Origin of the sequence: Dyella sp., from assembly GCF_036746095.1 — a bacterium.
GTDB lineage: Bacteria > Pseudomonadota > Gammaproteobacteria > Xanthomonadales > Rhodanobacteraceae > Dyella_B.
The window spans coordinates 26,711-40,340 of sequence record NZ_DAIOEU010000043.1 but is presented as its reverse complement, the minus strand read 5'-3'; the positions used below and the strand labels follow the sequence as shown (position 1 = coordinate 40,340).

Here is a 13,630-nt window from a genome sequence, read left to right as displayed (position 1 = left end):
TGTCAAACTGGTCCAGCCACCCCGGCAATGCCGGGGGTTTCTTGTTTCACAATGAACCGCCTGGATGATGCCGATACCGCACTTGAACGCGGCAACGCTCTGTTTCGCCAACTGGCGCCGGATGTGGCGCAGCACCTCGAACAGGTGTTCCAGCACCATCCAGATTTGCTGCAGTTAGGTGTCGAGTACGTTTATGGCACGCTGCACGCGCGTCCGCAATTGAATACCAGGGACCGCGAGATCGTTTCCATCGCAGTGATCACCACGCTCGGCGGCTGCGACGAACCGCTCGCCGCACACGTGAAGCTTGGGCTTGGCGCCGGTTTGAGCGAGCAGGAAATCCGCGAGGTCGTCCTGCAATGCAGCGCGTATGCGGGATTCCCAAGGGCCATCTCGGCCATGCGCAAGGTGCTGGAAATCTGTAGGTTGGGTTAGCGAAGCGTAACCCGACATGTTCGGAGCGTTGGGTTGCCCCTTCGGCGCCGTCCATGCGGACGTTCTCCGCGCTTCGCGCTACGTCCGGCCTTCGCTCACTGTTGTTCGGCAAAAAATTTACGTAGCTCCATGTACGCCTGCGGCAACCCACACTGGTGTCATTCCCGTGAAAGCGGGGATCCCTTTTCAGAGATGCATCAGCGCAAGATGGATTGGCGCTTTCGCGGGAATGATGGGTCTATGGGATGCGGCGTTTTTTGAGTCTGGTCGTCAACAAACACATCTTGCTGCGGATTCGCAAAACCCGTGCCTGACAGCAGTGGGCCTTCGCCGGGACGACGGTTCAGTTCTGTCGCGGCATTCGCCGTGTTGCGACTTCGATTAGTGCTATGGGCGCCCACCCAACCCGCTTCACCACATCACAACATGCCGGTTTCGAGCTTCGCCACTTCCGACATCATCGAGTGATTCCACGGCGGATCGAACACCAGGTCGACGTCCGCCTCTTTGATCGTCGGAATCAATTCAAGCTTGGTACGCGCGTCGTCGATCAGCACGTCGCCCATGCCGCAGCCCGGTGCGGTGAGCGTCATCTTCACGTACACCTTGCGCTCTTCGGGTGCGGTGGTTTCCAGGCTTACGTCGTAGACCAGGCCAAGCTCCACCACGTTGATCGGAATTTCCGGATCGAACACGGTGCGCAGTTGCTGCCATACCAGGGCTTCCACGTCAGCATCGGTGGCGTCGTCCGGCAGTTGCAACGGCGGCGGCGGTTCCTTGCCCAGCGCATCGGCATCGTTGCCGGCGACGCGGAACAGGTTGCCCTCCACGTACACGGTAAAACTGCCGCCAAGCGCCTGCGTGATGTAGCCCACCTGTCCGGCCGGCAGCACGACGTTCTCGCCCTGGGGCACCATGACTGCGTTGCAATCCCGTTCCAGGGTGAAGGGCTCGCTGCTAAGACTGAAACCGCTCATGCCGTCTCTTGAAGATCATTGACGAAAGCCGCCTAGCGGCCATCCGGCCCTCTATTATGCCGGCCTCCGGTAGGGCCTGTCCTTCACATCAGGCTGAATCGGCCCAATCTCAAGGGACAGCGGGGTGATTTCGGCCCAGTCACGCTAAGATGCCCGCTTTGCTTTTACAGCAGGACCGGCGTGACCTTGTTCCCTATCATCCGTAGTGGCCGCCCATGACCGTGCGCCAGATTGTCGGCGAATGCTTCGCCCTGTGTTGCGCGGTCATGCTGGGCCTGGCAGCCGGCGCCGTATGGTTGCTGCCCACCGTGTACTTGCATCGCCCGCTGCCTTGGCTTGCCATACCGGCAGGCTGGCTGCTCGGCATCGCGATCCGGCAATGGGTGCATGGCAAGAAGTGGAATGCCGCGCTATTGGCGGCACTCGCTACCGCGATAGCAAGCATTTACATCCGCGTGTTGATCACCACGGTGAATATTTCCGCGATGACCGATTACGGCCTGCTCGATGCTGCGCGCACGGCGGGCTTTTCGATGCTGTGGGATTTCATGCGGTTTGCCATCAGCAAGCCGGATATCGTGTGGAGCCTCACCGGGATCGTGGTGGCTGCAATGGTGGCGATGCGTTCGCCGAAGTCCCGCAGACTGGGGTGAAATCCCAGCTTGTCTTTGCCTTTCCAATGCTGGGATTTCATCCCGGCTTACGCGGCGCCTAACCGTCCAGCGTTTTCAACGCCGCCACCAACTGGCCAGCTGCCGCTTGTCCATCGCCATACAACATCCGTGCATTGTCGGCGTAGAACAACGCGTTCTCGATACCGGCAAAGCCGGTGCCCTTGCCGCGTTTCACCACGATCACCTGCTTCGCATCCGCCACGTCGAGAATCGGCATGCCGTAGATCGGTGAGGCCGGATCGGTCTTCGCCACCGGATTGACCACGTCGTTCGCGCCGATCACCAAGGCCACGTCGGTGACGGGAAATTCCGGATTGATGTCTTCCATGTCGACGATCAGGTCGTAGGGCACACCCGCCTCGGCGAGCAATACGTTCATGTGTCCCGGCATGCGGCCCGCCACCGGATGGATGGCGAACTTCACCTTCACGCCACGCGCAATCAATTGCTGAGCAAACTCCCATACCTTGTGCTGCGCCTGCGCGACGGCCATGCCGTAGCCCGGCACGATCACCACGCGCTCCGCGTATGCCATCATCACCGCCGCGTCGGCCGCTTCGATCGGTTTCTGGCTGCCGCTGATGGCGTGCGCTTCACCGCCCGCCGCCGCGCCGAAACTGCCGAACAGCACGTTGCCGATCGAACGGTTCATCGCCTTCGCCATCAGCTGCGTGAGCAAGGTGCCGGCTGCGCCGACCACCATGCCGGCAATGATCATCGCCTCGTTCTGCAGCACGTAGCCTTCGAACGCCACCGCCAGGCCGGTAAAGGCGTTATAGAGCGAAATCACCACCGGCATGTCGGCGCCACCGATCGGCAACGTCATCAGCAAGCCGAACAGCAACGCCAGCACGAAGAACGCACATACCAGGGCGATGGTGAGGTGCCCGGTAGCCAGCATCACCCCGATCACCACCGCGCCCGCCAGCACCAGCAAGTTCACCACTTGCTGGCCGGCAAAGACGAACCGCTTGTCCAGCCAGCCCTGTAGCTTGGCGAACGCGATCAACGAACCGGAAAAGCTCACCGAGCCGATCAGCGCACCCAATACGCCCAGCGCCAGCGCGACCGGGCTCAAGGGTGCAATGGCGGTTGCGCCGTGCAGTGCCGACCAGCTTTCCGGCATCAATGGAAACGTGTTGGGTGCAACGATCGCAACATTTTGCGCATGGCTGACCAGTTCCGATGCGCCGATCGCCGCCGCCGCGCCGCCGCCCATACCGTTGTAGAGCGCCACCATCTGCGGCATGGCGGTCATTGCCACCCGCCGGCCGGACCACCACGCGGCGGATACGCCGATCAGCACCGCAGCGACGATCAAGCCGCGGTTCTGCATATCCGGCAGCAGCAAGGTCGCCAGTACGGCCAACAGCATGCCGAAACCAGCCCACACGATGCCGCCGCGCGCCGTGCGCGGCGAACTCATGCGCTTGAGACCAAGGATGAAAAGAAGAGCAGCGATGAAGTAGCAAGCGTCGATCAGCGTTTGCGGCCAGGCCATCACTTGGCCTCCTTGCGGCCCGCAGCGGGCTTGCTGGTCTTGAACATCTCCAGCATGCGTTCGGTGACCACGTAACCACCCGCGGCATTACCCGCACCCAGCAGTACGCCGATAAACCCGATCGCAAGTTCAAACGATGTATGTGCATGACCTAGCGCTATCATGGCGCCAACCAGCACAATGCCATGGATGAAATTGGAGCCGGACATCAACGGCGTGTGCAGGATCACCGGCACCCGCGCGATGATTTCGTAGCCCGTGAACGCGGCCAGCATGAAGATGTAAAGCGCCAGGAACCCGTCCAGCATGTGCTTCCCCCGCCAATCGGTCACATTCGCCGCATCATACGGTGAGCGGGGCGCCATGATCCATGGCATTGCGCCGCATGGCATGGCCGGCGGGCGTCCCGTAAAGTCAACCCGTGCGGGCGCTGCGCGTTGATGGCGAGAGTCGAACAGATGGAGCCTCAGGATGCTCGCCCGGACGATCCAGAGAACGGCGCCATGAACAGCGTCTCGGCTGTTTTCGAGGCGGAACTTCTTGCGCGGGACGGTCAGGCAGCACCCGCCACCCTGGATGCGTTCCTGGCAAGCATGGAACGGCGGGCCTTCCGCATGGCCGAGCTGCATCTGGGAAACCGCGAGGATGCGCTGGATGCCGTGCAGGACGCGATGCTTCGCCTGGTCAAGCATTACCGAGGCAAGCCCGCTGAGGAGTGGACACCGCTGTTCTGGGGCATCCTGCGACGGCGCATCGTGGACTTGCAGCGTCGTCGCAAGGTGCGCTCCATTGTGGTGGGTTGGCTCGGAGGCGGCCACGACGATGACGGCGATGAGCTACCGGCCTGGGAACCGGCCGATACCGGCCCGGATCCATTGGAAAAGCTGCATGGCGAGCAGTCCTATGCGGACATGGCCGCCGCCGTGAAGAAACTGCCGCGGCGGCAGCGCGAAGCCTTCATCCTGCGGGTGCTCGAAGGCATGGACGTGGCAGAGACCGCCACAGCGATGGGCTGCTCGGAAGGCAGCGTAAAAACACATCTCTCGCGGGCGATGCAACACCTGCGCGAGCAATTGGAGGAGTGGCGATGAACTCGTCCGACAAACAATTCGAACAACGCGCTCGCGCACGCTACCAGGAGGCGATCCAAAGCATCGATCCGGCGACCGCCGGCCGCCTGCGCGCTGCACGCCGTACCGCCTTGGAAGTCGCTGCCGTGCAGGCCTCACCGCATCACCGCGTGCGCGTGCTGCTGCCGGTGGGCGCATTGGCCGCCATGGCGCTGGCAGCGCTGATGGTCTGGCAGCCTTCGCCGCAGCCCGATGCCAAGCAAGTGGCGGCCACCGAGCAACAGGACAACGAATACCTGCCGCCGGAAGCCGACAAGGCCGATCCCGGCCTTTATCAAAACCTCGATTTCTATAGCTGGCTTGCTGCGAACAACAGCAACCAGGCTAGACGCTGATCCATGCTGCCACGAAGGGTTCACCTGCCAACGCTGCTGTTTTTTCTGTTCGGTCTTATGATCGCGGCGCCGTCGTCCGCACAGGGCACTCATCCGTGGAGCAGCTTGAGCCCGCAGCAGCAATATCTGCTTGGCCCGCTGCAATCGCAGTGGGAGACGCTGCCGCAGCAGCGCCAGGAGCACATGATCCAACGCACGCAGGAATGGATGAAGCTGCCGCCCGACCGCCAGCAGGAAATCCGTGAACGCATCCAGCGCTGGCAACAGATGACGCCCCAGCAACGCGAGCAGGCCCGCCAGAACCAGCACCTGTACGACACCTTGCCGGCCGAAAAACAGCAGCAGTTGCACGAGGCCTTCAAGCGTTATCAACAGCTACCGCCCGATCAACGCGAAGATCTGCGCCGACGATGGCTGGAGCAATCGCCCGAGCAAAAGCGGCAGTGGCTGGAACACATGGGGCCGCGCTCCACCTTGCCCGCGGGGCATGCTTTCGGCATGCCTCGCGGTCGGCATTAATGGCGGCCTGCATACGCCGCCATCTGCTCATCAGGCGCTGAACAAGATCTCGCCCTGGCGCGTTACGCAACTCTTCGCCACCAGCTCGTCACTGAAATCCGGTTGCAGGGCGCTATCGCGGATCAGTAACTCCGCGAAGTTGTAGATATTCCGCGCGTACATTTCCGAGGCATGCAGCGGCGCGCCAGCGGCGAGATTGAGCGGACCAAGAATCGTCACGCCGCCATGTTCCACACGCTCGCCGGGGCGTGTCAGTTCGCAATTGCCGCCACTTTCGGCGGCCAGGTCAACGATCAAGGCGCCGGGCTTCATGCCCTCGACCATTGCAGTGGTGAGGATCTTCGGCGCAGCGCGTCCCGGCACCGCCGCCGTACTGACTACCGTATCGAAAACCTTCAAGTGCTCTGCCAGCGCGTGCTGTTGTGCTGTGCGCTCTTCGGCGGTGAGCTCGCGCGCATAACCGCCGCTGCCCGCCGCGCTTATACCCAGTTCCAGGAATTTCGCACCTAACGATTCGACCTGCTCACGCGTCTCAGGCCGCACGTCGTAGCCTTCGATCTGCGCGCCAAGCCGGCGCGCCGTGGCAATCGCCTGCAAACCGGCCACGCCTGCGCCGATGACCAGGACGCGCGACGGCCGAATGGTGCCCGCCGCCGTGGTCAGCATGGGGAAGAATTTCGGCGCATTTTCGGCGGCTATCAGCATGGCGCGGTAGCCGGCGACGGCGGCTTGCGAACTCAGCACATCCATGGCCTGCGCGCGTGTGTTGCGTGGCAGCAGTTCCAGCGCAAAGGCGGTCAGCTTTTTCTGGGCGAGTGCCGCGACGCGCGCTGCCGCACCATGCGGACGCAGTTGACCGACGACGATGGCGCCTTCACGCAAACCAGCGAGCGCGTCGTCAGGAGGCAGCACGCAGGCCAGCAGATCAGCCTGGGCCAGCACTTGTGCGCGATCCGCAAACTCGACATCCGCATAGCTTGCATCCGGAAAGCCCGCCGCGTTGCCCGCATCATGTTCGAGCAGCACGCGCAGCCCCTTGCCGCGCAGTTTCTTTGCCACTTCCGGCGTGATCGCTACGCGGCGTTCGCCGGCAGCGGTTTCGCGCAATGCGGACACGGTGATCGACATCGGCCATCTCCTGCGGATGAGTTTTCCCATCGTAGCGGAAGCGTGGGTTAACTCGTAGGCGGAGTCGGCGGAGCGCACCCGGCAATGCCCTGGCCAAGAAGTTGGGTTACGCTCCGCCAAACCATATACGAGCAGCGAGGAATTCCTGGTGTTCGAGCAGATCGACGGCAGCACGCTGTTGGAGCTTGCCCGCAGCGCGCGCGACCTGGCCTATGCGCCCTACTCGCGCTTCCAGGTCGGCGCCGCCTTGCAGACCAAGGATGGCCTGGTGTTTCCCGGCTGCAACGTGGAAAACGCAGCCTACGGCCTGTGCAATTGCGCCGAACGCACCGCGCTCTTCAGCGCGTTGGCGGCCGGCTACCGACCCGGTGATTTCAGTGCCATGGCCGTCATCGCCGACACGCCCGAACCCGTGAGCCCCTGCGGCTCCTGTCGCCAGGTGATGGCCGAACTGTGCCATGCCGACATGCCGGTGCTGCTGGCCAACACGGCCGGCGCCACGTGGCAGACGACGGTGGAAGCCTTATTGCCCGATGGATTCCACCTGGCTCCTGCCGCCACTGCATAGTGATGGATGAGCATCCCGGCGTTGCATCGGGTTGCAGATGCCGGAATGTCACCTCCACTTACATCCGTGTTGAATCTGCCGCGCGCAGCAATAAAGCCAACGCACCATCGAACGCCTTGGGTTCATCCACGAAAAGGGCATGACGCGTATTCGGCAGCGTGATGAAAACGGCACCGCGGATGCTTTCGGCCATTTGCCTCTGCGCATCGAGCAACGGTGAACTGGCCGAAGCAATCACCAGCGCCGGGCGATCGATTTTCTGCAAGGCCGGCCGACGATCGGCACCAAAAATATCCGACACCAGCATGGCCGCGCCCACCGCCGGTGGCGTGCGTTGTGCTTGCTTGATTACCGCGTCGATGTCGGCGGGCGGATGCAGGAAAATGGAACGCACCATGCCGGCGCTGTAGTCGGCCGGATCGGCCGCATAGCGCGACAGGGCGGTGAGAATGGCCTTGCTGAACGCCTTGCGCAGGTCCAGCTCGTTGTTGCCGGCAGACACCGGCGAATCCACGAACACGATACCCGCCAGCGAAGCAGTGCCGAACTGCTGCACATAGGCAGCGACATCCTGCGCGCCTTGAGACCAACCCACCAGCACACATCGGTCGACGTGCAAGGATGCAAGCAATTCGTGCAGATCCTGCGCGCGGCGCTCCGGCGTATTGCCGGTCAGCATGATCGACGACGCACCTTGTGAGCGCGAATCCACCGCGATGACACGGCGGTGATCGGAAAATCGCTGCAGTTGCTCGCGCCATAACGAGGCCGTCAGCGTCCAGCCGGGAATCAGCACCAATGCCGGGGCCGCACTATCCTGCCCGGCTTGCAGATAATGGATGCGTGCGCCGTTGTCAGTGTTGACATAGCCTTCGCCCAAGCCCCTGCCCATCGTGGCCGCCTCGCTTGCGTACACGACCGGCGCCAGCGCCACCATCAAGGTCACGGCCAAGCCTTGCAACAGCTTCATACAGCGCACTCCTAAGACGGGTGCGCGGATCGGATGCCCTGGGCCCCATGGGTGTCTGCGTGACTGAAAGGCATCGTGACCGACCGCAGACGGTTGTAGGATAAGCGTTTTCCCATTCCCTCCCGCTCATGCTCGACGCACTCTCCCTGCTGCAGCAACGCCATTCCGCGCCCTCGCGCCAACTCAGCGAACCTGGGCCCGATGCAGCCACCTTGCGCACTTTGCTCGAAGCGGCCATTCGCGTGCCGGATCACGGCAAGCTCGTGCCGTTCCGACTTATCAGCCTGCGCGGCGAGGCCAAGCTGAAATTCGGCGCTTCGCTGGCCGAACGCGCCATTCGCCGCGATCCTGACCTGCCTGAATCCAAGCGCGAAAAAGAACGCTTCCGCTACACCTTTGCCCCGCTGGTGATGGTGGTGATCGCACGCATCGACCATGACAGCGGCATTCCGGAGATCGAGCAGAAGCTGTGCGCCGGCAACGTGGCTTACAACATCCTGCAAGGTGCGTATGCACTGGGCTTCGGCGCACAGTGGCTGACCGGTTGGGCCGCCTACGATGGGGAAGTGGCCGCACTGCTAGGCCTGGCAAAGAACGAGTGCGTGATCGGCTTCGTGCACATCGGTACGCCGCAAGCCGACATTCCCGATCGCGATCGTCCCGCGCTCGATGGCCTGCTTACCGAATGGATGGGCTGAGCACGTGCGCTCCCACCTGCCTACCGCGCACCTGATCGACGGCAGCCTGTATGTGTTCCGTGCCTGGCATTCGATGCCGGACGAGTTTCACGACGTCGACGGCCATCCCGTCAATGCGGTGCATGGCTTCACGCGGTTCCTGTGCGAAGTGCTGGAGCGCGAAGATCCCTCGCATCTGGCGGTGGCGTTCGATGCCTCGCTCACTACTTCGTTTCGCAACGCAATCTATCCGGCGTACAAGGCGAACCGCGAGTTGCCGCCACCCGATCTGGAACGGCAGTTCGTCCTGTGCCGCGCCGTCACCGAAGCGCTTGGCATTCGCGTGATGATCGATCACAGCTTCGAAGCGGACGACCTGATCGGCAGCACGCTATGGGGTTTGCGCGCGCACGGTTTTCGCAGCGTGATCGTTTCGGCAGACAAGGATTTCGGCCAGTTGCTCGGCGAGCACGATGAGCAATGGGACTACGCGCGCAACCTGCGCTGGGGTCCTGCCGGCGTATTCGAACGGCTGGGCGTGCATCCGGAGCAGGTCGCCGATTTCCTGGCACTGTGCGGCGACGCCGTAGATAACATTCCCGGCGTGCCGGGCATTGGCGCAAAAACCGCCGCCGCGCTGCTCGCACACTTTGGCAGCCTGGATGCCTTGCTCGATCGCGTGGACGAGGTGCCGTTCCTGCGCCTGCGCGGTGCGGCGAGCTGCGCGGCAAAACTGCGCGAACACGCCGAAGCGGCGAGACTGTATCGCCGCCTTACGCGCATTGCGCTGGAGGCACCTTTCGAAGGCGGCGTGGAGACATTGGTTCGCGTGCGCACCACCACCACGCTCGAAGCCTTGTGCGAACAATTGCGCTTCGGCCCGCTGACGCGCAGTCGCTTGCGCGCGCTCAATGGCGCCTGAGCTTTTCGAGACCGATATGAACGACATCAGCCGCAAACCCGAAGACGCCAACGCTTCCGCCGAAACGCTGTATCAAGGGCGCTGGCTACGACTGCGCCGCCGTGGCCGCTGGGAATACGCCGAACGCAATAATCCCGGCGGCGCGGTGATCATTCTTGCCGTCACGCCGGAAGACAAGGTGCTGTTCGTGGAGCAGTACCGCGTGGCCATCCAGCAGTTCACTATCGAAATGCCGGCTGGCCTGGTCGGCGACCTGGCCGATCAAGAGCACGAAGGCGCACTGCTCGCCGCGCAACGCGAACTGGAAGAAGAAACCGGTTATCGCTGCAGCCGCGTCAGCTTCGTGCACGAAGGCCCTTCGTCCGCCGGCATGAGCAACGAGATCATCGCGTTCGTGCGTGCCCACGACCTGGTCAAGGTGAGCGATGGCGGTGGCGACGTCACCGAGAACATCGTCGTGCACGAAATTTCCCGCCGTGAAGCAGGTGCATGGTTGGTAGCGCGTGCGAAAGACGGCTACTCGATCGATCCGAAGCTGTTTGCAGGCTTGTGGTTGATCGAGCATGCGGAATCGTTCGGCTGAACCTCCTTCCTCCCCTGCGAACAGGGGAGGAAGCCCTCGCAAGCCATTTCAATTCGCGTTATGCCACCCCCTTGGTGCCGTGGCTGGGCTGCTGTACCGCGCAATCGCACTGATCCTGTTCGGACAGGCGCAAGGCTTGCAGGTTTCTTTTCAGCACGAGCGACCAATTCTTGAGATCCTGCACGGCCAGTACGTTCTCCTGCAGCAGCAGATCACGGTACTCGTCTTCTCCATACGTGCCAGACGTATCAAGCGGTTGGGCAGCCGCCAGGCCCGGCTTGCCCATGAAGGCGGTAACCTCGGACGCCTGGATGACGGAATCGATGATCTGCAGCATTTGCAGACCCGCCTGCTCCATCACGATGATGCCTTGGCGAATACGATCCACGCTGTCGGCAATGACCGCGTCGATGTGCTTGCAGGTGGCCGAACCGCGCTGCGCATGCTTGAGAACCTGGCTGGACAGCAGCGAAAAATGCTGTGCGTCCTGGTAATCCGTCGCGCGCGATGGAAACAGTTTTGACGTGGTGTGTTCGACTTCGTCGATCAGCCGGACCACGTCATGCGACAGCTCGCTGAACACGCGCGCGTGGTCGACCAGCTCGTAACCGATGCTTCTCCCCCGGCATAGCGGGAGCGATCCAGGCGATTTGTTGCCTTTGATGCAGGTGTACTTCCTTGGTGAGCCTTCTTCCTCGTGCGAGCAAGTGGCATGACTCTGAAAAGCAGCATTCCTGCAACGATGGCTCGGCGCGCCACCACCCTCCGCGGCGCGACTGCGCTTGAGCGACACCTTCCAATTTCTTACCAACTTGAAACATTTTGCATAGCGCATTTGAGGTACCCCCAAAATGCATGTCGATGATCAGGCTCGTGCGAGCACCGACTGAGAAACAGGGGAAGTCTGCAGGCCTCGCTCTATCACCCAGCTCTGTCGTCCGGTTCATAGGTCCAAGCCGCCTCGTTGGGCCGGGACTCCGTGCACCCGTCTGTGAGTGCCCCTTTCATCTCCCCGCGGTGTCGATTCCGCTCCTTGCGACACCGGTGCGCTATGTTCATTAGCGAATTACATGTTCATATACGTTGTAGTCCAAACCCATCTTAGATGCAAGGGGGTAAAAGCGGCCGTTTTCCAGGGACGCACGCCCGAGCCGCGCGACTTACGCAACATCATGAATTCCAAGGAAAACCCGGCGACTGGAATGAAATTCCAGCTTACTTGGCATGGCGATGCCGGAATTTCTTCCCAGCCTTGTCGCTAAGCCGCTGCTTTCAGGGCACGCACCCGCCAGAACGCCAATGCTGCGCCGACTACCGCCACGCCAAACCACGCTGCCGCTGCTGCGTTGTCGTTGCCGAGCCACAGCACCGCGTCGACGGCGCCAACCACCAGCACGGCAATGGCCGGCGCAAGAATCGGGTCGATGCGCCGGTAGTGCCAACGCAACAGCAGCGCTGCGCCGAGCATGGCCAGCAACACGGCCAGCACTCGGCGCAACGTTGGATACTCCGGCGGCAGTGGCGTATCGGGAAAAATCTCCGACAACGGCACATCGCCCGATTGCACTGCATAGCCGACGCCATCGGAAGCATCGTCCGTCGGCACCAGCTTGTTGCCTTCAACCTTCGCCACGACGGTGACGGTCTGCACCGGCACGGCTTCCCACGTCACGCGCAGATCGCCAATTTGCGGACGCGAAGGTTCAGGGCTGGTGACCAGACCGCCGTTATAGAGACTGAAGCTCGCGGCAAGATTACTTGGCAAACGGCGCAGGTCCGGCTTCACCGGTTCGCTGCCAACCAAGGCGCGCACGAGGGCCGGGGCAAGCGTGAAATTGTTCAAGCGCACCAGGCCCGCATCGAATTGCGCCCCGTCGATTGGCATCTTGCTTGGGTTGGTGTGGCCTTCCGGATGCACGAAATGGCTGGAGTCGATGGGATGATCCTGCCAATCCTGCTCATAGGTTGGCTGGCCACCATAACGAAGTTCGCGCCACTGGAACATTTGCACGTGGCGAATCAGCACCGGCCGATCGGTCTGCTGATTGAACTGTTGATCGAGCGGCGCTTCCACCACCTGCAAGGGACCCACCACGCGCACCATGAAACCCTGCATGCTGGCATCGGGAAGGCCGCGAGTACCCAAGTCCAGCACGTCGCCGCCATGGCGTTTCATCTGCGCGCTGTAGTCGAGCTGTCCGCGTTCGACCACCGCCCCTACGCCCGCACCCAGCAGCAATAGCACTGCACCCAGTGCAGGCAACAGCAATTCGCGGATAGAGGTTGGCTTACGCTCGACGCTCATCGAGCCTCCGGTGGTGTAGCTATGGGTTCAGACGATGCCGCGCAATTCGGGCTGTTCGTCAGTCGTACCATAGCGCCCGCGCTCATCGCGTGTCACGCGAGCCAAGGCGCAAGCGTGGTCGTGGGTGAAAAAAAGCCGCACATTGCGCGCGAACTTGTCTTCGAGGAACGCCCGCTTCTCATCGATGAGCGCTTCCGGATAGCGGTCGTAACCCATGGTGATGGGCAAGTGCACCCAGGAACGCCCTGGAATCAGGTCGGCGCAAAACACCACGCCGGCCACTTCGGACAGCATCAAGCCGGGCGTATGGCCATCCGAAAAAGAAAAACGCACGGCACGCCCCAGCGTCTGCGAGTATTCTCCAGCCTCCAGCTCCAGCCGCCCGCTGTCCTGCAACAGCTGCTGCAACTCGGGAATGAAGGAAGCACGATCGCGCGGATGCGGCTTCCAAGCACGCTGCCAATGCTGCGCCCCGACCAGGAAGCGCGCATGCGGGAACAACAACTGCGGCGGCTTGCCCTCTTCCCATGCCGCGAGCAACCCGCCAGCGTGGTCGAAATGCAGATGCGAAAGCACCACCACGTCAATGTCTTCGTGTGACAGTCCCAGGGCCGCGAGCGATTCAAGCAATACGTGCTGGCTTTCCACCACGCCGTAGCGTTCGCGCAATGCCGGCTCGAAGAATGCGCCGATGCCGGTTTCGAACAGCACGTTGCGGCCTTCCAGATCCTTCGCCAGCAGGCAGCGACAGGCAAGCGGGATGCGATTGGATCCATCCGGCTCGATCCAGCGCGACCACATCGCCTTCGGCGCGTTGCCGAACATCGCGCCGCCGTCGAGTTTTTGCGTGTTGCCGTTCAAGGACCACAGTTGCATGTCTATCCCGCTGCTTGGTCTTGCCTTGTC

The 13,630-nt window shown here is 62.2% G+C and carries 17 protein-coding genes; 9 read left to right on the top strand and 8 right to left on the bottom strand.

Annotated features, from left to right (window positions below):
• On the top strand, window positions 1–435 hold a 435-nt coding region (locus tag V7M64_RS16150; protein ID WP_333680469.1), incomplete at its 5' end, for a carboxymuconolactone decarboxylase family protein.
• A gap of 419 nt (window positions 436–854) precedes the next feature.
• Here the strand turns inward: V7M64_RS16150 and sufT are convergent.
• The gene (sufT, locus tag V7M64_RS16145; RefSeq protein WP_333680468.1) at window positions 855–1,412 is read right to left on the bottom strand and encodes a putative Fe-S cluster assembly protein SufT; all 558 of its coding nucleotides are present in this window, start codon (window positions 1,410–1,412) and stop codon (window positions 855–857) included.
• A 215-nt stretch (window positions 1,413–1,627) separates the two neighbouring features.
• On the opposite strand from sufT, the gene V7M64_RS16140 reads away from it, so the two are divergent.
• A complete protein-coding gene (locus V7M64_RS16140) occupies window positions 1,628–2,065 on the top strand; it encodes a hypothetical protein (protein ID WP_333680466.1) in 438 nt (145 codons plus the stop codon).
• A 58-nt stretch (window positions 2,066–2,123) separates the two neighbouring features.
• Here V7M64_RS16140 and V7M64_RS16135 read toward each other — a convergent pair whose 3' ends face one another.
• Entirely contained in the window at window positions 2,124–3,587 is a 1,464-nt protein-coding gene (locus V7M64_RS16135) for an NAD(P)(+) transhydrogenase (Re/Si-specific) subunit beta (protein WP_333680464.1), read from the bottom strand.
• Complete coding sequence (locus tag V7M64_RS16130) at window positions 3,587–3,895, bottom strand: NAD(P) transhydrogenase subunit alpha (protein WP_333680462.1); 309 nt, start codon at window positions 3,893–3,895, stop codon at window positions 3,587–3,589. Before V7M64_RS16130 ends, V7M64_RS16135 begins: the two co-directional genes overlap by 1 nt.
• Before the next feature lie 195 nt (window positions 3,896–4,090).
• Here V7M64_RS16130 and V7M64_RS16125 point away from each other — a divergent pair, with 195 nt between their 5' ends.
• The 3 genes from V7M64_RS16125 (at window position 4,091) to V7M64_RS16115 (ending at window position 5,571) form a co-directional block, all read left to right on the top strand.
• Window positions 4,091–4,678: an RNA polymerase sigma factor gene (locus V7M64_RS16125; RefSeq protein WP_333680460.1), complete on the top strand. Its 588-nt coding sequence runs from the start codon at window positions 4,091–4,093 to the stop codon at window positions 4,676–4,678.
• Entirely contained in the window at window positions 4,675–5,052 is a 378-nt protein-coding gene (locus tag V7M64_RS16120; RefSeq protein WP_333680458.1) for a hypothetical protein, read from the top strand. Before V7M64_RS16125 ends, V7M64_RS16120 begins: the two co-directional genes overlap by 4 nt.
• 105 nt (window positions 5,053–5,157) lie before the next feature.
• Window positions 5,158–5,571, top strand: a complete 414-nt coding sequence (locus V7M64_RS16115; RefSeq protein WP_333680456.1) for a DUF3106 domain-containing protein — start codon at window positions 5,158–5,160, stop codon at window positions 5,569–5,571.
• 30 nt (window positions 5,572–5,601) lie between these two features.
• Here V7M64_RS16115 and V7M64_RS16110 read toward each other — a convergent pair whose 3' ends face one another.
• Window positions 5,602–6,699 carry an NAD(P) transhydrogenase subunit alpha gene (locus V7M64_RS16110; protein ID WP_333680454.1) on the bottom strand — a complete coding sequence of 366 codons (1,098 nt, stop codon included), beginning with the start codon at window positions 6,697–6,699 and terminating at the stop codon, window positions 5,602–5,604.
• Between the two features lie 148 nt (window positions 6,700–6,847).
• Here V7M64_RS16110 and cdd point away from each other — a divergent pair, with 148 nt between their 5' ends.
• On the top strand, window positions 6,848–7,267 hold the full coding sequence (gene cdd, locus V7M64_RS16105; protein ID WP_333680453.1) for a cytidine deaminase: 420 nt from the start codon (window positions 6,848–6,850) through the stop codon (window positions 7,265–7,267).
• A 58-nt stretch (window positions 7,268–7,325) separates the two neighbouring features.
• On the opposite strand, the gene V7M64_RS16100 is transcribed toward cdd, so the two are convergent.
• A complete protein-coding gene (locus tag V7M64_RS16100; protein WP_333680452.1) occupies window positions 7,326–8,237 on the bottom strand; it encodes an alpha/beta hydrolase in 912 nt (303 codons plus the stop codon).
• A 128-nt stretch (window positions 8,238–8,365) separates the two neighbouring features.
• Between V7M64_RS16100 and V7M64_RS16095 the strand changes: the two genes are divergently transcribed.
• Genes V7M64_RS16095 through V7M64_RS16085 form a run of 3 tightly spaced genes read left to right on the top strand, consistent with a single transcriptional unit; the run spans window position 8,366 to window position 10,419 of the window.
• Window positions 8,366–8,935 (top strand): nitroreductase, encoded by a 570-nt coding sequence (locus V7M64_RS16095; protein ID WP_333680450.1) that lies wholly within the window; start codon window positions 8,366–8,368, stop codon window positions 8,933–8,935.
• Entirely contained in the window at window positions 8,907–9,836 is a 930-nt protein-coding gene (locus V7M64_RS16090; protein WP_333680448.1) for a 5'-3' exonuclease H3TH domain-containing protein, read from the top strand. Before V7M64_RS16095 ends, V7M64_RS16090 begins: the two co-directional genes overlap by 29 nt.
• A gap of 16 nt (window positions 9,837–9,852) precedes the next feature.
• Complete coding sequence (locus tag V7M64_RS16085) at window positions 9,853–10,419, top strand: NUDIX hydrolase (RefSeq protein WP_333680446.1); 567 nt, start codon at window positions 9,853–9,855, stop codon at window positions 10,417–10,419.
• Between the two features lie 58 nt (window positions 10,420–10,477).
• On the opposite strand, the gene V7M64_RS16080 is transcribed toward V7M64_RS16085, so the two are convergent.
• The 3 genes from V7M64_RS16080 to V7M64_RS16070 form a co-directional block, all read right to left on the bottom strand.
• Window positions 10,478–11,002, bottom strand: a complete 525-nt coding sequence (locus V7M64_RS16080) for a hypothetical protein (protein ID WP_333680444.1) — start codon at window positions 11,000–11,002, stop codon at window positions 10,478–10,480.
• 675 nt (window positions 11,003–11,677) lie between these two features.
• Window positions 11,678–12,724 carry a TMEM43 family protein gene (locus V7M64_RS16075; RefSeq protein ID WP_333680443.1) on the bottom strand — a complete coding sequence of 349 codons (1,047 nt, stop codon included), beginning with the start codon at window positions 12,722–12,724 and terminating at the stop codon, window positions 11,678–11,680.
• A 27-nt stretch (window positions 12,725–12,751) separates the two neighbouring features.
• On the bottom strand, window positions 12,752–13,600 hold the full coding sequence (locus tag V7M64_RS16070) for an MBL fold metallo-hydrolase (RefSeq protein WP_333680442.1): 849 nt from the start codon (window positions 13,598–13,600) through the stop codon (window positions 12,752–12,754).
• Window positions 13,601–13,630 lie beyond the last annotated feature (30 nt).